Source organism: Sphingobium aquiterrae, from assembly GCF_037154135.1.
Classification (GTDB): domain Bacteria; phylum Pseudomonadota; class Alphaproteobacteria; order Sphingomonadales; family Sphingomonadaceae; genus Sphingobium; species Sphingobium aquiterrae.
The window spans coordinates 209,176-227,400 of the sequence record NZ_JBANFL010000007.1 but is presented as its reverse complement, the minus strand read 5'-3'; the positions used below and the strand labels follow the sequence as shown (position 1 = coordinate 227,400).

The following is an 18,225-nucleotide window of genomic DNA, read 5'->3' as shown; positions in this document are numbered from 1 at the left end:
TCAGGCGGCCTGCCTGATGTCGGCGCCGTTCCCGGCCTCGGCGATCAGCGGCGCGTAAAAGGCTTCCAGCATGGCCAGCACCCGCTCGGCCGAGGGCTCCTGGTTGACGGCATTGCGGAATTCCGCCGATCCGGTCAGCCCCTTGGTGTACCAGCCGATATGCTTGCGCGCCATGTTGACGCCGACGCCATGGTCGTAATGGTCCAGCATCGCGCGATAATGTTCGACGATGACGTCATATTGCTCGGCCAGCGAGGGGTCGGCCAGCTCCTGCCCCGTGGCGAGCCAGTGCATCACCTGCCCGATCAGCCATGGCTTGCCATAGGCGCCGCGCCCGATCATCACGCCGTCGGCACCGCTCTGGTCCAGCGCGGCCTCGACATCGGCGATGGAGCAGATGTCGCCATTGACGATGACGGGCAGCGACACGGCATCCTTCACCTTGCGGATGAAGGACCAGTCGGCCGATCCCTTGTACATCTGGCAGCGGGTGCGGCCGTGGACAGTGATGAGCTTCGCACCCAGATCTTCGGCGATATGGGCCAGTTCCGGGGCGTTCAGGCTGTTATGGTCCCAGCCCATGCGCATCTTGACGGTCACAGGCACGTCGACGGCCTTCACCGTCGCCTCGATCAGCGCGGCAGCCAGCGGCAGGTCGCGCATCAGCGCGCTGCCGGCATCGCCATTGACGACCTTCTTGACCGGGCAGCCCATGTTGATGTCGATAATCGCCGCGCCGCGATCGGCATTGAGCTTCGCCGCTTCGGCCATTTCGCCGGGCGAGCAGCCGGCAAGCTGCATCGACACCGGCTCCTCGGTCGGGTGCCAGGCCGCTTTCTGGATCGATTGCCGGGTCTCGCGGATCATCGCTGCGGAGGCGATCATCTCGGTCACGTTCAGCCCGCAGCCAAAGCGCCGCACGAGCGTGCGGAAGGGCATGTCCGTCACCCCGGTCATGGGTGCGAGAATGACGGGCGAGTCGATCACGACCGAGCCGATGGAGATGGGGCCGATGGAAATGGGAGCGAGCGCGCGCATATGCCTGTTGCCTAAAAATCAGGCAGCCCATAGCCTTTACCGGCCGGTTTCACAAGGGCAGTGACCCGGCGCGCCTCTCCGGTGCTGACGCGGGCGGCTAGCAGCGCGCCATCATAACGGCTATGGCGCCGCCCATGACACCGGCCGGCAGAACCGTTGCGATCATCGTCGCCGCAGGCAGGGGCGAACGCGCCGGTGGCGGCGTGCCCAAGCAATTCCGCATGCTTGCCGGACAGCCGGTGATCGCCCGCGCCGTCGGCCCGTTCGTTACCCACCCCCGGATCGACTCGATCATATTGGTCGTGGGTGAAGGGCAGCAGGACATGACGCAGGCAGCACTTGAAGCGATGACGTCACCACCGCCGCCCTGCCCGCCGAGCATCGTCACCGGCGGCGCGACGCGACGGCAATCGGTGCTGGCCGGTCTGTTCCATGTGGCAGAAACAGGAGGCGCAGCGCGCGTGCTCATTCATGACGCCGCCCGCCCCCTCCTGCCCGCCGCCGTCATCGACCGCCTGCTGATAGCCCTGGATGAGGCGCGCGGCGCCGTGCCGGTGCTGCCGGTGGTGGATACGCTGGCACGGGGCGATGGTGCCCTGGGCAGCGCGCTGGGCGAGATCGTGGATCGCGACAGCCTGTATCGGGTGCAGACGCCCCAGGCCTTTGCGTTCGACGCGGTCTGGGAAGCACATCGTACATGGTCCGGGGCGCAGGAGCCCACGGACGACGCCCAGATGCTGCGGGCACGAGGCCATGACGTCACGCTGGTCGATGGCGACCGCGCGCTGGAGAAACTGACGATGGCGGAAGATTTCGATGCGGCGGCTTTGCGCCTTGGCGCCGCCGCGCTGCCGCGTACCGGCATGGGCTATGATGTGCATCGGCTGGTGGCGGGCGAAGACCTGTGGCTCTGCGGCGTGCAGGTGCCGCACGACAGGGGGCTTTCGGGGCATAGTGACGCCGATGTCGCGCTCCATGCGCTTGTCGATGCCCTGTTGGGCGCGCTGGCCGATGGCGATATCGGCAGCCACTTCCCGCCCTCCGATCCGCAGTGGCGCGGCGCGGCGTCGTCGCGCTTCGTCACCTATGCCCGCGACCTTGTGGAACAACGCGGCGGCGCGATCATTCATGTGGATGTAACGATCATTTGCGAAGCACCGAAAATCGGCCCACATCGCGATGCGATGCGCGCACGGGTCGCCGCGCTTCTGGACATTTCGCCCGCGCGCGTCTCGATCAAGGCGACAACGACCGAGCGGCTCGGCTTTGCCGGACGCGGAGAAGGGATTGCCGCACAGGCCGTTGCCACCATCACCCTTCCGGATCTATTCTGATCATCATGCCAGACACTATTCTTCCCCCCGAACTGGTCGAACTGGCGCGCAGGGTCGTGGCCGAGAACAAGCGCGCCGGCCGCATGGTGGCCGTCGCCGAAAGCTGCACCGGCGGGCTGGTGTCCGCCGCCATCACCGAGATCGCGGGATCGTCGGAGATGTTCAGCGCCGGTTTCGTGACCTATTCCAATGAGATAAAGAGCGATGTGCTGAATGTTTCGCACGATGTGCTCGATACCTTTGGCGCCGTTTCCATCGCCGTTGCCTGGTCGATGGCGCAGGGCGCGCTGGTGCGCTCCCATGCCGATGTCGCCGTCGCGATCACGGGCGTGGCGGGGCCGGGAGGGGGAAGCGACAAGAAGCCGGTGGGCACGGTCGTCTTCGCCCGCGCCGAAAAAGGCGGCAATCCCGACAAGATCATCGCCGACATGCGGCATTTCGACGATAGCGGCCGCGGCGGCGTTCGCCTTCAGGCGGCGCTCTGCGCGCTCGAACTGCTGCTGCCCGACGCGCCCACACCGTAAAGCGCGGCGGCGCGAGCTTCGAAGGCGCCGATCATCTTGCGCAATGCGCTGTGGAACACCTGCCCCGCCAATGCTTCGAACAGGCGGTTCTTGAAGGCGAACTCCACCTCGAAATCGACCAGCACGCCGCCATGCCCATCGGGACGGAAGCGCCAGTCATTGTGGAGATGCTTCAGCGGCCCGTCGACATAATCGACATGCACCCGCTCCGGCCGCGTCTTGTTGACCCTTGAGGTGAAGCTCTCGCGCAGCCCCTTGAAACCCACGATGATGTCCGCGACCATCAGCGTCTCGCTATCCTCGCGCACGCGGATGGCCGAGATCCAGGGCAGGAACTGATCGTAGGACTGAACGTCGGCGACAAGATCGAACATCTGCTCGGGCGTGTAGGGCAACGCCCGTGTTTCACTATGCTTTGGCATCGGCCTTCCCGGCTGCAGCCTTGGCGAGCTGGGCTTCGCGGGCGGCGCGCATTTCGGCAAAATCCTTGCCGGCATGATAGCTCGACCGCGTGAGCGGGCTGGACGCCACCTGCAGGAAGCCCTTGGCCCGGGCGATCGCGGCAAAGCCGGCAAAGGCCTGCGGCGTCACGAAGTCGATGACCTTGGCATGCTTGGGCGTGGGCTGCAGATATTGGCCCATGGTGAGGAAATCGATGTCGGCCGAGCGCATGTCGTCCATCACCTGATGCACTTCCAGCCGCTCCTCGCCCAGGCCCAGCATGATGCCGGACTTGGTGAAGATCGACGGATCATGCCGCTTCACCGATTCGAGCAGACGCAGCGAGGCATAATAGCGGGCACCGGGGCGAATGGTGGGGTACAGCCGGGGCACCGTTTCCAGATTATGGTTGTAGACGTCCGGCCGCGCCTCGACGATCGACTCGACCGCTGCCTGCGCCTTGTTGCGGAAATCAGGGGTCAGAATCTCGATGGTCGTGTTCGGTGTCGTGCGGCGCAGTTCCTGGATCACCTTCACGAATTGCGATGCGCCGCCATCGGGCAGGTCGTCGCGGTCGACCGAGGTGATGACGATATGCTCAAGGCCCATTTCCGCCGCCGCTTCGGCCAGATGCATGGGTTCCAGCGGATCGACCTTGCGCGGCAGGCCGGTCTTGACGTTGCAGAAGGCGCAGGCACGGGTGCAGACATCGCCCAGGATCATGACGGTTGCGTGCTTCTTGCTCCAGCACTCGCCGATATTGGGGCAGGCCGCTTCCTCGCACACGGTCGCAAGACCTTTTTCGCGCATGAGCTTTTTGGTTTCGACATAGCCGGGGCTTGTCGGGGCCTTCACCCGTATCCAGTCAGGCTTGCGCGTGCGAGGCGCAGATGGGTCGATGCGTGCGATCTCGTTCATGCGCCCCAGATAGCGATGCATCGCCGCTCTTGCCAGCCCCTTGCGCCCGTCCTAACGGCATGAACGAACCAAGGCGGAGCATCATGACCGATTTTTCTGACATGCTGGCCGGCTACAGGCGCTTTCGCGACACCGGATGGGCGAGCCAGCGGGAACGCTGGGGGGAATTGAGCACCGGGCAGAAGCCCAGGGTGATGATCATCGCCTGTTCGGACAGCCGAGTCGATCCGGCGCAGATATTCGATACCAATCCGGGCGAGATCTTCGTCGTCCGCAATGTGGCGGCACTGGTCCCCCCCTTCGAGACCGCGCCGGGTCATCATGGCGTGTCGGCCGCGCTGGAATTCGCGGTGCAGGTGCTGGGCGTGGGGGAAATCGTCGTCATGGGCCATGGCCTGTGCGGCGGCTGCAGTGCCGCGCTGACGCAGGAACTGAAGGATGCCCCGCCGGGCGAGGGCGGCTTCATCGCCAACTGGATCGAAATGCTGGACGGCGCGCGGGAGCGCGTGGTGGCGGTGCATGGCGATGCCCGCGACCGCCCGGCCCAGCGCGCGATGGAGCAGGAAGCGGTGAGGGTGAGCCTGACCAACCTGCGGACCTTCCCCTGCATCCAGAGCAAGGAACGCAAGGGAACCGTCCGGCTGATCGGCGCCTTTTTCGCGATATCGGATGGCGTGCTGCATGTGCTGGACGAAGGCACGGATCGCTTCATCCCGGCCGCCGCCGCCTGAAACCCGTATCGGGCGCATCCCGTCCCTGCTGGAGAAAATCCATGGCTGACAGTGCCGCTACCGCCAATATCGCGCTGCTGATCGACGCCGACAACGCCTCCCACCGCGCGCTGGACCCGGTGCTGACGGTGCTGGCGGAGCTTGGCACGGTCAATATCCGCCGCGCCTATGGCAACTGGCGCAAGCCCGCGCTCAAGGCCTGGGCGGACCTGTCCATCGCCCAGGCGATCCAGCCCTATCAGCAGTTCGACCTGACCAAGGGCAAGAACGCCACCGACATGCGCATGACCATCGACGCCATGGACATGCTCTACAGCGGCCGGGTGCAGGGCTTCGGGCTGATGTCGAGCGACAGCGATTTCACGCCGCTGGTCATGCGCATCAGGCAGGACGGTTTGCCGGTCTATGGCTTTGGCGCAGCCAATACGCCCGAAGGGTTCCGGCAGGCCTGCACCCGCTTCATCGACGTGGGCGCATTGCTGCGATCGGAGGACGAGCCGGTCCCGTCGGCGGATCGCCCCGCAAGGCCGGCGGACAAGGCCGAGATCGACGAGGCGTTGATCCGCCTGATCACCGATGCCTGGAAGGCTTCGAAACGCGACGGGCGCAATTTCGCCTCGCTGAACGAAGTCGGCCAGCGCGCCGCCAACCGATCCAGCTTCGACAAGCGCAACTATGGCGCGGCCAGCCTTTCCGAGCTGCTGTCCCGCATGCCCAATTTCACCGTGGAGCAGCGGGACGACGGCCATAGCTATGTGAAGCGGGTGCGGTGATCCTGCGTCTCTCGATTGTCGGTCGGGTGCAGGGCGTGGGCTATCGCGACTGGGCCGTGCGGGCGGCGCGGCGCTTCGATCTTTCAGGCTGGGTCCGCAACCGGATGGACGGCAGCGTCGAGGCGGTCGTGAGTGGTGACGACGCGACCGTCGCGGATTTCATCGCCAAGGCAAGGGTCGGGCCACCCGCCGCGCGCGTCGACCGGATCGACCAGAAGCCGGCGGAGAATGAAACCACCCTGCCCTACCCCTTCGATCGCCGCCCCACGGCCTGAATAGCCGCCGGCCTGAACAGGCGCCCTATTCGGCGATATCCTCGTTCCAGAGCGCCGGCTTTTCCGCGATGAAACGGGACATGAGGTCGATGCAGCGCTGGTCCGAAAGCAGCGTTACGGCAACGCCATGATCGCGCAGGAACTGCTCGTTCCCGCCAAAGGTGGCATTTTCCGCGATCACGACATGCGGGATCTTGAACTGCACGATGGTCCCCGCGCACATCATGCAGGGGGAGAGCGAGGTATAGAGCGTCATCCCGGCATAGCTCGCCTGCCGCCCCGCCTTGCGCAGGCAATCCATCTCGCCATGGGCGATCGGATCGCCCTGCTGGACGCGCTGGTTATAGCCCTCGGCGATCAGATGGTCGCCACGCGCGAGGACGGAGCCGATGGGGCATCCCCCCTCGCCATAGCCCTGCAGCGCCAGTTCATAGGCGCGGGTGACGAAGGCAGGGATATAATCGGGCATGGCCGTCCTTCCCCCCGCCCTGCCGCTTATCGCGTCAGCTTCTTGTAGGCGAGGCGTGTCGGGCGATCGGCGGCATCGCCCAGGCGACGGCGCTTGTCTTCCTCATAGGCCTCGAAATTGCCTTCGAACCATTCGACATGGCTGTCGCCCTCGAACGCCAGGATGTGGGTCGCCAGACGATCCAGGAAGAAGCGGTCATGGCTGATGACCACGGCGCAGCCGGCGAAATTCTCCAGCGCGTCTTCCAGCGCGCGCAGCGTTTCGACGTCAAGGTCGTTGGTCGGTTCGTCCAGCAGGAGGACGTTGCCACCCTCCTTCAGCATCTTGGCCAGATGCACGCGATTGCGCTCGCCGCCCGAAAGCTGGCCGACCTTCTTCTGCTGGTCCGGGCCCTTGAAGTTGAAGGCGCCGACATAGGCCCGCGTCTGGATTTCATGCTTGCCGATGGTCATGAGGTCATGGCCGCCGGAAATCTCTTCCCAGACATTATGGTTCGGGTCGAGCGAGTCGCGGCTCTGGTCGACATAGCCGAGCTGCACCGTTTCCCCGATCTCGATCTTGCCGCCATCGGGCTGTTCCTGCCCGGTGATGAGTTTGAACAGCGTCGATTTACCCGCGCCGTTGGGGCCGATCACCCCGACGATGCCGCCGGGCGGCAGGAGGAAGTCCAGCCCTTCGAACAGCAGCTTGTCGCCATAGGATTTGGTCAAGCCATGCGCCTCGATCACCTTGCTGCCAAGGCGCTTGGGGGTCTGGATGACGATCTGGGCCTTGCCGGGCGCACGATTTTCCTGCTTTTCGACCAGTTCATCGAATGCGCGGATACGCGCCTTGCTCTTGGTCTGGCGGGCCTTGGGGGATTGCCTGATCCACTCCAGCTCTTCCTTGATCGCCTTCTGGCGGCCGGCGTCTTCACGCTCTTCCAGTTCCATCCGCTTGGCCTTCTGGTCCAGCCAGTTGGAATAATTCCCCTCATAGGGAATACCGCGGCCGCGATCGAGTTCCAGCACCCAGCCCACGACATTGTCGAGGAAATAACGGTCATGGGTGACGAGGATGACGTTGCCGGCATAGTTGATCAGATGCTGTTCCAGCCACTGCACGCTTTCGGCGTCGAGATGGTTGGTCGGTTCGTCCAGCAGCAGGATGTCGGGCTTTTCGAGCAGCAGGCGGCACAGCGCGATCCGGCGCTTTTCACCGCCCGAGAGGTTTCCGACCGACCAGTCGCCCGGCGGGCAGCGCAGCGCTTCCATGGCGATTTCCAGCTGGTTGTCGAGCGTCCAGCCGTCCACCGCGTCGATCTTTTCCTGCAGCGTGCCCATCTCTTCCATCAGGGCGTCGAAATCGACATCCTCCGGCGGGTCGCCCATGATCGTGCTGATCTCGTTGAAGCGATCGACCAGGTCCGCGATGGGGCGCACGCCGTCCTTCACATTCTCGATCACCGACTTGCTGCTGTCGAGCTGCGGCTCCTGCGCCAGATAGCCGACGCGCAGCCCTTCCGCCGCCCAGGCCTCGCCCTGATAATCCTTGTCCATGCCGGCCATGACTTTCATCAGGGTCGACTTGCCCGCGCCGTTGACGCCGATGATCGCGATCTTCGTGCCCGGCAGGAACTGCAGGTGGATATTGTTGAACAGCGGCTTGTTGGCGCCGGGGAAGGTCTTGGTCAGGCCCTTCATCACAAAACTGTATTGGACGGCCATGCTGGTCGATGCTCCGATGTCGTAAAAATCGCTAATGCGGGGTTTGGCGCCCGGTTAGCCGAGCGAGGCGGCATTGGCAAACCCCGCGCGCGCGGTTAAGCCGCTTTCCATGCAGAAAATCCTTCTCGCGCCGATCGCGCTCCTCGCCGCCATTCCCGCCATGTCCAACGCCGCTGGCCCCTCCGATCAGGTGGCCAAGCTGCGCGACACCGCTCTGAGCGAAGATAAGGTGGCATGGGACTTTGTTGAAGGGCTGACGACGGAAGTCGGGCAGCGGCTGGCCGGGACGCCCGAAGAGGCCAATGGCCGGGCCTGGGCACTGGCGCGGCTGAAGGCGCTCGGCTTCGCCAATGCGCGGATCGAAGCCTATCAGATGCCCGTCTGGGTACGCGGCGCCGAAACCGCCCACGTCGTCGGGCCGTTCCCGCAGAAACTCACCATCGCCGCGCTGGGCAACAGCGGCGCGACACCCGAAGGCGGGCTGTCCGCCGAAGTCGTCTATTTCCCCACGCTCGCCGACCTCAAGGCCGCGCCCGAAGGCAGCCTGAAGGGCAGGATCGCCTTTGTCAGCCATGCGATGAAGGCCACGCAGGACGGTTCCGCCTATGGCTATTTCGGTGCGGTCCGGCGACAGGGGCCCAGCATCGCGGCCAGGAAGGGCGCAATCGCCATCCTCATCCGCTCGATCGGCACCGATCATCACCGCGTGCCCCATACCGGCGTGCAGAACTGGGAAAAGGGCGTCACCCCGATCCCGGCGGCGGCGCTGTCCGTGCCCGATGCCGAGCAGCTGGAACGTATCGTGGCGCGCGGCAAGCCCGTCACCATCGCCATGACGCTGACGCCGAAGTTCATCGGCGAACATGGTTCGGGCAATGTGATCGCGGAGGTGCCCGGCACCGATCCCAAGGCGGGGATGATCGTTGCCGCCTGCCATATGGACAGCTGGGACCTGGCGACCGGCGCGATCGACGATGCCGCCGGCTGCGCGATCGTGACCGCCGCCGCCCGGCAGATCCTGGCCTCCGGCCGCAAACCCCGCCGGACGATCCGCCTGCTGTTGGCTGGCGCGGAGGAAGTGGGCGGCTTTGGCGGCGATGCCTATTTCAAGGCGCACGGCGCTGAGTCGCATGCCCTGGTGATGGAATCGGATTTCGGCGCGGACCGGGTGTGGCAGGTGCAGTTCGGCCTGCCCGAGAGCGCCGCGCCCCTGGCGGCGAAGATCGGGGATGTGCTGGCGCCGCTCGGTATCGGTATCAGCCATGACAAGGCGCATGGCGGTTCGGACATCGAACCATTGGTGAATGCGGGGACGCCGGTACTGGATCTGCAGCAGGACGGCACCCGCTATTTCGACATCCATCACACCGCGGACGACACGCTGGACAAGGTCGATCCCGAGCAACTGCGCCAGAATGTCGCGGCATGGACAGCGACGCTCGCCATTGCCGCAGACGACCAAGAAGCCTTGCGATAAAAGTGGACTTCTATAGTAGACAACACGTCGTCGCGTGATTCTTTCGTTTCACCGATGCAAAAAATGCGTTGATTTGTGCACTGCACAGGTTAATGCGGTCGCTCGCGTAAGGGACCGAATACGCCATACGCGGCTTATTGCTATGGGAGCCTTTCAATGAAGAAGATCGCTGTTGTTTTCGCTTCGGCCGGCCTGATGGCGCTCGCCGCCTGCGGTGAGAAGCCTGCCAACGAAGCCAACGCCTCGAACGCCGTCGAGAACGTTGTCGACAACGCTGCCAACGCGCTCGAGAACGCTGCTAACGCGACGAACAACGCCGCTAACGCGACCGAGAACGCCGCTAACGCGACGAACGCGATGTAATCCTGCGCCTGGCGCAAGATTTTCGAAAGGGACGGCCGCTCTCAGCGCGCCGTCCCTTTTTATTTGCCCGCGCGCCTGGCGACGGTTGCCGGATCAGCCCGCGGGCTTGCCGAGGAAAAGGCGGGACGAAAGATCGGTCCGCCCGGCGAGCCACCAGAAGGCGAGCGGCAGGAGGATAGCGACCGCGATCGTCGGCCAGTCGCCCAGATAGGGGCGAAGATGGACATTGATGAGCTGGTGGAGGAACATGATCACCAGCGAGGCCTGGCCAAGAAGGACCAGCGCTCCCCCAATCCCGGCGATGCGCCCGAGCCATCGCGCCACCCCCGCCACCGTCACGACTCCGGTCAATGCCGCGACGAGATTCGTCGGAAAAATGCCGAAATCGAGATATTTCATGTCGAACGGCCCGGCGAACCATCCCGACACCGCGAATATCGTCGCCGCCACCGCCAGCATGGCGACCGACACGCCCGCCTGACCGCGCGCAAGCCAGCCGCATGCCATGAGCGCGACAGCCATCGGCACCTGCATCAGGCCGAGCGGTGAGGGTATGGCGGGCATCATCGCGCTGATGGCGACACCCAGGCCGATGGCGGCCCATGCCAGGAACATCGCCTGCCGCCGCCCGATGATCAGGTTGCATGCAAGGCTTGCCACGAACAGACATGGCACGAACCAGAAGGTGCCATAGGCACCCACCAGCGCCGACCCGCCGAAAATAAGACGGACGGCGGCGCCACCCAGACCATGGTGGGAGAGGAGCGAGCCCGATCCATCCAGCCGCCCCCATGCATAATCGAGCAGCGTCACCAGCAGCAGAAAGGCCGCATAAGGGACAAGCAGGGAGAAGAAGCGGGAACGGACGATCTCCCCACTTGCCCGCGCCCGGCCAAGATAGCCCGAAAGCAGGAAGAACAGCGGCATGTGAAACAGGAAGATCCAGTGATGCAGCGGCGCATAGGTCGTCACATGGCCGATGACGACCAGCAGGATGCCCAGCCCCTTGAGCTGATCGATCCAGTCAACACGCCCCCGCTTCGCCTGCATCGATTAACTGGCCTTTCACCCCACGGCACATCGGCCGGGATGTGAACCCCGGGAATGCGGGGAAAGTTCCGGCGCCCTGCGACATGGCGGGTGCAATCCGCGCCATGCCGATTGCCCGCGATTGCCGGCAAGGTGAAAAGCGGTGGACGCTCCCCCGACACCCCCGTGCAAAGGCGCATCATCTGCCCTATGGCCGCAACAATGCAGCACGACTTTTTCTTCTTTCTGTGCGCCATTGCGGCGGTCATCCTTTCCGGCCTCGCCAAAGGCGGCTTTGCCGGCATCGGAGCGCTGGCCATGCCGATCATGGCCCTTGGCATCGATCCCATCGCCGGGGCGGCCATCCTGCTGCCCATATTGATCGTGCAGGACGCCGTCAGCATATGGGCTTTCCGCCATTCATGGGATCGCACGGTGCTGCTCGTCATGCTTCCGGGCATGGCGACCGGCATCGCCATCGGCTATCTCTTCGCCGCCCGCGTGAACGAAAGCGCCGTCCTGGGCGTTCTGGGCGCGATCTCGGTGGTCTTCGGGCTGCACCGTCTCTGGCTGGAGCGCGGCGGGGCGACCTCCGTCCCCTCCAACTCGCCCCACTGGATCGGCACGCTTTTCGGTGTCGCATCCGGCTTCACCAGCCAGATCGCCCATGCCGGATCGCCGCCCTTTCAGATGTGGGTGCTGCCCCGCCAGCTGCCGCGCGATACGCTGATCGGCACCACCGCCATCGCCTTTGCGACGATGAACTGGATGAAGGTGCCGGCCTATGCGGCGCTCGGCCAGTTCACGCGCGCCAACCTGATCGCCACGGCCATGCTGTTGCCGCTGGCCCTGGTCTCCACGCTGGCGGGTGTCGCGCTGGTCCGCCGGGTCGATCCTGCCCGCTTCTACCGGCTGATCTATCTGCTGATGGTCCTGCTCGGCCTCAAGCTGATCGCCGACGCCCTGTTCTGACGGGTCATCGCCTCATCTTCCCTTCGGGGCATGGGCGTCCCGGAGGGATATTGCGTGCAGCTTGCGGGCGTCCTCCAGCAACCGCACGACCTCCTCGTCGCTCGTCTGGTCGAACATGGCATAATGCGCGCCCACCGCAAAGAAGGGATCGGGCTGATCGAGGCAGACCAGCTCGTCGCATTCGCTGCGCAGCTCGGCGACACTTGCGGCCGGCGCGACCGGCACTGCCAGGATGATCCTGCCCGCATGCGCTTTCCGCAGGCCCTTGAGCGCCGCCTTCGCGGTGCCTCCGGTGGCGATCCCGTCGTCAACGAGGACGATCGTCCGCCGATCGACCGGGATCGGTTCCATATTCCCAAGATAGGCGCGACGGCGGCGTGCGATCTCCGCCAGCTGGCGATGCATTTCGGCCCGGATATAATTGGGGCTGGGCGCGAGCTGACGAACGACCGCCTCGTTGAGGACGAGCTGGGGCTCTGCGCCATCGACGACCGCGCCGATCCCCAGTTCCTCATATCCTGGAGCGCCGAGCTTGCGCACGAAGAGCAGGTCGAGTTCGGCATCGAGCGCGCGCGCGACCTCATAAGCGACGGGAACGCCGCCGCGTGGCAAGGCCAGCACCAGCGGATGGCTGGATGCATGATGGCCGAGCGCCAGCGCCAGCCGCCGCCCGGCGTCCCGCCGATCCTTGAAAGCGAAACGATGTCCGGTCATCCTCAGGCCTCCTTGAAATGCCGGACAAACCAGTCGGCGGCGTGGCGGATGACCTCGTCGAGCGTGCCCGGCTCCTCGAACAAATGGGTCGCCTCCGGGACGATCACCAACGCCTTCTCCGCGCGGAGATGACGCATCGCCACGCGATTGAGACCGATCACCGGGATATCGCGGCTGCCGACGATCAGCAGCGTCGCCGCCTGCACATGCGCAAGCGCCTGCGCGCCGGCCAGATCGGGGCGCCCTCCACGCGAAACGATGGCTGTTATGTCCGACCCGGCGGTGGATGCCGCCAGCAGCGCGGCGCCCGCGCCTGTGCTGGCGCCGAAATAGCCCATGGGGAGCCGCTTGAGCCCCGGAACGCGTCGGGCCCACGCCGCCGCGCCCGTCAGGCGCGAAGCCAGCAGCGGAATGTCGAAGACCTTGGCGCGGTCCATCTCCTCGTCCGGTGTCAGCAGGTCGATCAGCAGCGTGGCGAGCCCCGCGGCGCGAAGCCCGTCCGCGACATGGTTGTTGCGCGGGCTCAGCCGCCCGCTGCCGCTGCCATGCGCGAAGATGACGAGCCCCCTGAGCGAAACGGGAATGCCGAGCAGGCCCTTCAATCCGTCGGGCTGGACCGTGACGGGAACGGGCTTGCCGCCAACAAGAGTGTCCATGGTCATAGCCCGAACGGCCAGGTTTCGGGCGCACCATGCGGCCGCTCATCGCCAAGCGGCGTCACCGCGCTCGTCTGGTCGAACCAGACCCAGGCGTCGAACTGTTCGGCGAGCACCGCCTCGAAATAATGGCTGAGCAGCTCCGTCTCGGGCCGATAGACGACGCCGATCGCACGTTCGAGCAGAGGGGCACGAAGCCTGTCCGCCAGATCCCGCCGATCGCTTGCGCGCCAGTCGGTCAGCGTGCGGGCAAGACCGGTGCGCCGAAAGGCATGCTCATAGCTGTCGGGTCGTGCCGGGCGGACCGCCTTGATCCGCATGTCCCCGCCCCAGCCGTCCGCCGCTGCGACCAGGCCGGTATCGGTGCCGAAGCCGATCAGGACCGCATCGTCGCCATGCGTCATGCGACAAAGCTCGCCGATGTTGAATTGCCCCTGCCAGCCCATCGCGGTCGCGGCGGCGTTGCCGACATGGCTGTTATGCGCCCAGACCACCGCCTTGGCACCATCGCCGCGATGGGCGAGCAGCGCCTGAAGCGTTCCGAACATGTGCCGGTCGCGGAGATTCCAGCTCTCGGTCGAGTTCTGGTACATCGCGCGATAATAGCGCTCGGCGGCGCGGACGATGCGGGCGTTCTGGACTGCGTCGAACCAGCCTTCGCCGTCTCCCACGATATAGTCGAGGCGGCTGGCGAGCAGCGCGCGCAGCTGCGCCACCGCGCGATCCTCACAGCCATGACGGCCTTCCCGGACGACGGCATGGCCATAATGCACCGGCTCGTCCTGCCACGGGGTGAGGCAGCCATAGCGCCTGCGGGCATTGGTGGCCTCGTCCGGATCGACCGTGTCGAGATAGGCGAGCACGGCGTGCATCGATTCGCTGAGGCTGTAGACGTCGAGCCCATGGAACGACGCGCGCCGATCCTCCGGCAGGCCCGCATTATGGCCGCGCAGCCAGTCGGCGAATTCGAGTATCTCGATATTGCGCCACATCCATGTCGGGAAACGCACGAACACATCCCCGCGGCGCGGGCGTGGCGCCTGATAGCGCACATAATCGTCTATGCGCCCGGCATCGGGCCAGTCGGCCTCGACCGCCACGATGTTGAACCCGTGATGGGCGATGAGATGGCGGGTGATCGCGGCGCGCGCGCGATAGAATTCGGATGTGCCGTGAGTCGCCTCTCCCAACAGGACGATTCGCGCGTCGCCATAGCGATCGAAGACAGCCCCGAACGCATCCGCCCTGGCGGGCGAGGGCAAGGGCTCCGCATATCGGCGCAGCATTTCGACAAGTTCAGCGGGCACTGCACGTTCAACGCCGTCGTGCGCGGTGAATTCCTTCATCGCCCGACTCCTCGAATCTCCAGCCTGATGCCCGAGGGGAACGGCCAAGACGTGATGCACGCGTCAGGACGTGATCCCTCTGGGGTCAGACTGAGTCGCAAGGTTCATTTTCGGCCGGAATCGTGCAGCGAGCATTACGCAACTATACGCAGCAGGGCGCGAACCCTCCGGGCGGGGACGGGCAACGCGCAGGGGCCCTTATGAACCGGCCGTTTGGTCGGGGAGACAGGATTCGAACCTGCGACCCTCTGGTCCCAAACCAGATGCGCTACCAGGCTGCGCTACTCCCCGACATACGGACAGATGGTGGGCCCGGCAGGACTCGAACCCGCAACCTAGCCGTTATGAGCGGCCAGCTCTAACCATTGAGCTACAGGCCCGACGACAGGCCCCATCTGTATTCCTGATGAGCGCCCGATAGCCGAGGGTCAGGCTGCTTGGCAAGCTTTCCCGACATCGAACGTCGCAGCTTTCAAAAACATATCCAGCGAGGCGGGCAAAACACCCCGCCGGGCGAGATGTTCGGCTACCCGGCCCCACCAGGCATAGAATTGTTCGACATCGCCCGCATCGCGCACATAGGGGGTATGGCCGATGCCCAGCGTAGGCGAATGGAAGCTGAAATTCAGCACCGGCACGCCCTCTTCGATCAGCGCATCGATGGCCTGGATCGCATCGGCCAGCGGCACCCCCTCCGGGGTCAGCGGCACGCGGCTGAGCATATGCGCCCGCGCCATGGCGCCGCCCAGCGGCCCCATCGCCTGCCCGGCACGGAACAGGCGCTCGCCCGCGCCCCTCAGAAGCCCGGTAAAGGCGGTCGAGAGCGGCAGTTCGATCACGCCCCTGCCCGGCCCCGCGCGCCAGGGATGCAGGGGCATACCGCTGAAATCCGGACCATATTGGCCGGAATAATCGAAACGCGGCCGCACCGAGCTGTCGAGCAGGAACCCCAGCTCCTCCAGCAGGCGCGCGCTGTTCGGCCCCACGCCATAGCGCCCTGCGCGATAGGCGCGTGGCGGCACGCCGAAGCGCTCCGCGATCCTGTCCCGCAGGGCGGTCAGCTTGGCACGTTCCAGCGCCTCCGGCAGTGAGCCGACATAGCTGTTGGGCGCATTCACCACCTCCACATGGGGCGGCGTGACCCAGGGGTGCAGATGCGCGCCGATCTCCGCCGTGCCGTCGGCGATCCATTGCCCCATCATCGCCGCCGCGGCGTCATTTTCGAGCACCGGCCAGTCGGTGACATAGACCGGGGCGATCCCCGCCGCGGCGAACCATGCCTGCGCCCTTGCCATGCCATCCAGCACCGTGACGCCGTGCCCGGTGCGGGAGAAGGGCGCATTCCAGTCGAACTCTTCCTCGGTATCGACAAACAGCATGAAGCGCGTGCCGAAATCCGGGGACAGCGCAATCATGTCTTCCTGCGCGGGCGCCTTCAGCAGGCTGCCATCATGTCGGGCGGCATTGTCCATGGCATTGCTCGCTACCGGTTAAAGGTTGCGATCCGGTTTGCAGGGCTCGTCCCCGCCTCGCTCAGGGGGTGGCGCTCTCGTCGTCCCGGGCGCTTTTTGCCATGGCCGGCATCGAGAGGACCAGGCGATCGTCGGTCACATCCAGCGTTCCGCCAATGCTCGCGGCAAGGCTGCGGATCAGCCGCAGCGAGAAACCGAGCCCCAGCAGCGGCGCGTCGGGCCATTCGCCATCCTCGCCATAGCCGGGGTCGAGCAGCTGGGCTTCATCGATCCCCGCCAGCGCGGCCGGCCGGTCGATGCCGAGCATGATGACGCCGCCATCCTTGCCGGGGCGATGCGCGCAGGCGCCCGTCAGCCCTTCGCCCTCGCCGCAGACCGATACGAGCGTGCGCAGCAGATGCTGGATCATCCGTTCCGCCTGCGCGGGATCGGCGCTGGCGGCCGGCAGGTCCGGTGCCATCGCGATATCGATCGCCGTCGCGCCCTCCGCCCGGCCCTCGCGAAAGCGCATCGCGACCCGCGCGACCATCAATGCGGGATCGATGGCCTTTGGCGAGGATGCCTCCCCGCCCCTGGCGACGCGCGCGGCAAGGTCCAAATCGTCGAAGGCGGCAAGCAGGTGGCGCGCATCCCCCATGATCTGCCGGGCCATGTCGCGATATTGATTGCCGGCCGGGCCGAAGAGCTGCTGCTCGATGATCTCGGCAAAGCCCATGATCGCATTGAGCGGCGTGCGCAGTTCATGCACCAGCTGCCGCACCGAATCCGCCGACAGGCCACCAAGCGCGAGGATATCCGACGAGGGCGGCGTCGATGGCACCTCATGCAGATGCGGCCGGCGCGCCTGGCCGCGAAAGCCCTGGAACCGGCCCGAGCGGGGATCGAAAAAGGGAATGGCGGACATGCGCCATTCCCCGCCAAGCACGCCGCCGGCGATGATGAAGCGGCCATTCTGGAAGGCGCTGCGCCGGGCAAAGGCGCCCGCGACATTGCCGTCAGGGCCGCTGCCGCCCGTCGCGGCAGGCTCTGCGATGCTGAGGCCGATCAAGGCGGCACGCGGACCATGCCCCACCCATGTCACGATACCCGCAGCATCCGTTTCGAACGCGAAGGTGCGCGGCACCATATCGGCCAGCGGGGCGGCTGCATCCCCGGAATCGACATCCGCGTCCGCATCCCGGCCGGTATCGACCACGCCCATCGGTTGCGGCCGGTAGGTGGCGGTAAAGCGCTCGATCCGATCGACAAGACGACGGATCTGGTTGCCGTCTTCGGGGGAGGCACCCTGTGGCCATGCCGCTTCGGCGGTCGGGGTATCCAGCAGCAGCGGACTGTCCGAAGGCGCTGTGTCCATCGCCTGCCAGGCCGTATCCCCCATGGGCAGGACCAGGTCGACCTGACCGAAGCTGTCGAGCGCGCGGCGCGTCTCCTCGCCCAGGTCGCGCCGGCCCCGCAGCACGCCACGGGCGGTCGGGCCCAGTTCCGGCAGCAGGGCAAGCCATGCCGATTCGGGCAGCCGCGCGCGCGACATCGCTGCAGCACAGATCGCTGGCCGGTCCTGCGCGAAGAAGCGCAGCAGGGTGGTGGAGCGCAGCCGGCTGCCCAGTTCGACAACCGTCGCGATCCGCTGGGTTTCGCTGAGCCGCTCCCGCAAGGTGCCCATGCGGTCCAGCAACGCTTCGCGGTCCTGCGAATCCAGCGGCGGGCGCCCCGGCCGATCATATTGCGCCAGCAGGTCGACACATTGCCGCCACAGCGTCACCGCGCCGTTACCCTGGCCTTCGGCTGCCAGAACCGTCTGCATGATGTCGTTAAAGCGCAAGCCGATTCCTCAATTCCATTCCCGCTGTCGACCACCGGTTTTCATTTTCCGTTCGCGCAGCCCGTCTGCATGGATTAGGCCCAGCGGCCGCGAAGGAAAAGGGGCTGTTCGCAATGCCCATTGCAACGTTGCATAGTGGGACAATTGCAAAGCTCTGAAATATTA

Annotated in this window: 19 protein-coding genes and 2 tRNA genes; 8 read left to right on the top strand and 13 right to left on the bottom strand. The window is 65.5% G+C overall.

Features of this window, described 5'->3' with window-relative positions; genetic code table 11:
* Positions 1-1,038, bottom strand: a complete 1,038-nt coding sequence (gene dusB / locus WFP78_RS09960) for a tRNA dihydrouridine synthase DusB (protein WP_336961260.1) — start codon at positions 1,036-1,038, stop codon at positions 1-3.
* Between the two features lie 134 nt (positions 1,039-1,172).
* Between dusB and WFP78_RS09955 the strand changes: the two genes are divergently transcribed.
* The gene (locus WFP78_RS09955; protein WP_336961257.1) at positions 1,173-2,372 is read left to right on the top strand and encodes a bifunctional 2-C-methyl-D-erythritol 4-phosphate cytidylyltransferase/2-C-methyl-D-erythritol 2,4-cyclodiphosphate synthase; all 1,200 of its coding nucleotides are present in this window, start codon (positions 1,173-1,175) and stop codon (positions 2,370-2,372) included.
* A 5-nt stretch (positions 2,373-2,377) separates the two neighbouring features.
* Positions 2,378-2,896 carry a CinA family protein gene (locus WFP78_RS09950; RefSeq protein WP_336961255.1) on the top strand — a complete coding sequence of 173 codons (519 nt, stop codon included), beginning with the start codon at positions 2,378-2,380 and terminating at the stop codon, positions 2,894-2,896.
* Here the strand turns inward: WFP78_RS09950 and WFP78_RS09945 are convergent.
* On the bottom strand, positions 2,842-3,318 hold the full coding sequence (locus tag WFP78_RS09945) for a type II toxin-antitoxin system RatA family toxin (RefSeq protein WP_336961253.1): 477 nt from the start codon (positions 3,316-3,318) through the stop codon (positions 2,842-2,844). The genes WFP78_RS09950 and WFP78_RS09945 overlap by 55 nt on opposite strands.
* Positions 3,305-4,276: a lipoyl synthase gene (gene lipA, locus WFP78_RS09940; RefSeq protein WP_336961251.1), complete on the bottom strand. Its 972-nt coding sequence runs from the start codon at positions 4,274-4,276 to the stop codon at positions 3,305-3,307. Before lipA ends, WFP78_RS09945 begins: the two co-directional genes overlap by 14 nt.
* A 62-nt stretch (positions 4,277-4,338) precedes the next feature.
* Here lipA and WFP78_RS09935 point away from each other — a divergent pair, with 62 nt between their 5' ends.
* From WFP78_RS09935 to WFP78_RS09925, 3 genes are read left to right on the top strand one after another with little or no spacing between them, the layout of a single operon-like run.
* The gene (locus WFP78_RS09935; RefSeq protein ID WP_336961248.1) at positions 4,339-4,986 is read left to right on the top strand and encodes a carbonic anhydrase; all 648 of its coding nucleotides are present in this window, start codon (positions 4,339-4,341) and stop codon (positions 4,984-4,986) included.
* A 41-nt stretch (positions 4,987-5,027) separates the two neighbouring features.
* Positions 5,028-5,759 carry an NYN domain-containing protein gene (locus WFP78_RS09930; protein WP_336961245.1) on the top strand — a complete coding sequence of 244 codons (732 nt, stop codon included), beginning with the start codon at positions 5,028-5,030 and terminating at the stop codon, positions 5,757-5,759.
* Positions 5,756-6,034: an acylphosphatase gene (locus WFP78_RS09925; protein WP_336961242.1), complete on the top strand. Its 279-nt coding sequence runs from the start codon at positions 5,756-5,758 to the stop codon at positions 6,032-6,034. The genes WFP78_RS09930 and WFP78_RS09925 overlap by 4 nt, the downstream gene beginning before the upstream one ends.
* Positions 6,035-6,059: 25 nt before the next feature.
* On the opposite strand, the gene WFP78_RS09920 is transcribed toward WFP78_RS09925, so the two are convergent.
* Positions 6,060-6,503: a nucleoside deaminase gene (locus tag WFP78_RS09920; RefSeq protein WP_336961239.1), complete on the bottom strand. Its 444-nt coding sequence runs from the start codon at positions 6,501-6,503 to the stop codon at positions 6,060-6,062.
* 26 nt (positions 6,504-6,529) lie between these two features.
* Positions 6,530-8,209, bottom strand: coding sequence for an energy-dependent translational throttle protein EttA (ettA, locus tag WFP78_RS09915; RefSeq protein WP_336961236.1), 1,680 nt, complete (start codon positions 8,207-8,209; stop codon positions 6,530-6,532).
* Positions 8,210-8,318: 109 nt separating this feature from the next.
* Here ettA and WFP78_RS09910 point away from each other — a divergent pair, with 109 nt between their 5' ends.
* Both WFP78_RS09910 and WFP78_RS09905 read left to right on the top strand, forming a co-directional pair.
* Positions 8,319-9,686: a M20/M25/M40 family metallo-hydrolase gene (locus WFP78_RS09910; RefSeq protein WP_336961233.1), complete on the top strand. Its 1,368-nt coding sequence runs from the start codon at positions 8,319-8,321 to the stop codon at positions 9,684-9,686.
* Positions 9,687-9,842: 156 nt separating this feature from the next.
* On the top strand, positions 9,843-10,049 hold the full coding sequence (locus WFP78_RS09905) for a hypothetical protein (protein ID WP_275488429.1): 207 nt from the start codon (positions 9,843-9,845) through the stop codon (positions 10,047-10,049).
* Between the two features lie 93 nt (positions 10,050-10,142).
* Here the strand turns inward: WFP78_RS09905 and WFP78_RS09900 are convergent, their stop codons facing one another.
* The gene (locus WFP78_RS09900; protein WP_336961225.1) at positions 10,143-11,099 is read right to left on the bottom strand and encodes an acyltransferase family protein; all 957 of its coding nucleotides are present in this window, start codon (positions 11,097-11,099) and stop codon (positions 10,143-10,145) included.
* A gap of 201 nt (positions 11,100-11,300) precedes the next feature.
* Between WFP78_RS09900 and WFP78_RS09895 the strand changes: the two genes are divergently transcribed.
* On the top strand, positions 11,301-12,050 hold the full coding sequence (locus tag WFP78_RS09895) for a sulfite exporter TauE/SafE family protein (RefSeq protein ID WP_336961222.1): 750 nt from the start codon (positions 11,301-11,303) through the stop codon (positions 12,048-12,050).
* A 12-nt stretch (positions 12,051-12,062) separates the two neighbouring features.
* Here the strand turns inward: WFP78_RS09895 and WFP78_RS09890 are convergent, their stop codons facing one another.
* The 7 genes from WFP78_RS09890 to WFP78_RS09860 all read right to left on the bottom strand — a co-directional run bounded on the left by WFP78_RS09890 (position 12,063) and on the right by WFP78_RS09860 (position 18,060).
* Positions 12,063-12,764, bottom strand: coding sequence for a phosphoribosyltransferase (locus tag WFP78_RS09890; RefSeq protein ID WP_336961220.1), 702 nt, complete (start codon positions 12,762-12,764; stop codon positions 12,063-12,065).
* Positions 12,765-12,766: 2 nt separating this feature from the next.
* Positions 12,767-13,420 (bottom strand): dienelactone hydrolase family protein, encoded by a 654-nt coding sequence (locus WFP78_RS09885; RefSeq protein WP_336961217.1) that lies wholly within the window; start codon positions 13,418-13,420, stop codon positions 12,767-12,769.
* 2 nt (positions 13,421-13,422) lie between these two features.
* Positions 13,423-14,766, bottom strand: a complete 1,344-nt coding sequence (locus WFP78_RS09880; protein WP_336961214.1) for an erythromycin esterase family protein — start codon at positions 14,764-14,766, stop codon at positions 13,423-13,425.
* 214 nt (positions 14,767-14,980) lie between these two features.
* Positions 14,981-15,057, bottom strand: a tRNA-Pro gene (locus WFP78_RS09875).
* 13 nt (positions 15,058-15,070) lie between these two features.
* Positions 15,071-15,146 (bottom strand) — tRNA-Ile (locus WFP78_RS09870).
* Between the two features lie 48 nt (positions 15,147-15,194).
* A complete protein-coding gene (locus WFP78_RS09865) occupies positions 15,195-16,238 on the bottom strand; it encodes a polysaccharide deacetylase family protein (protein WP_336961211.1) in 1,044 nt (347 codons plus the stop codon).
* A 61-nt stretch (positions 16,239-16,299) separates the two neighbouring features.
* Positions 16,300-18,060, bottom strand: coding sequence for a sensor histidine kinase (locus WFP78_RS09860; protein ID WP_336961208.1), 1,761 nt, complete (start codon positions 18,058-18,060; stop codon positions 16,300-16,302).
* Positions 18,061-18,225: the final 165 nt, after the last annotated feature.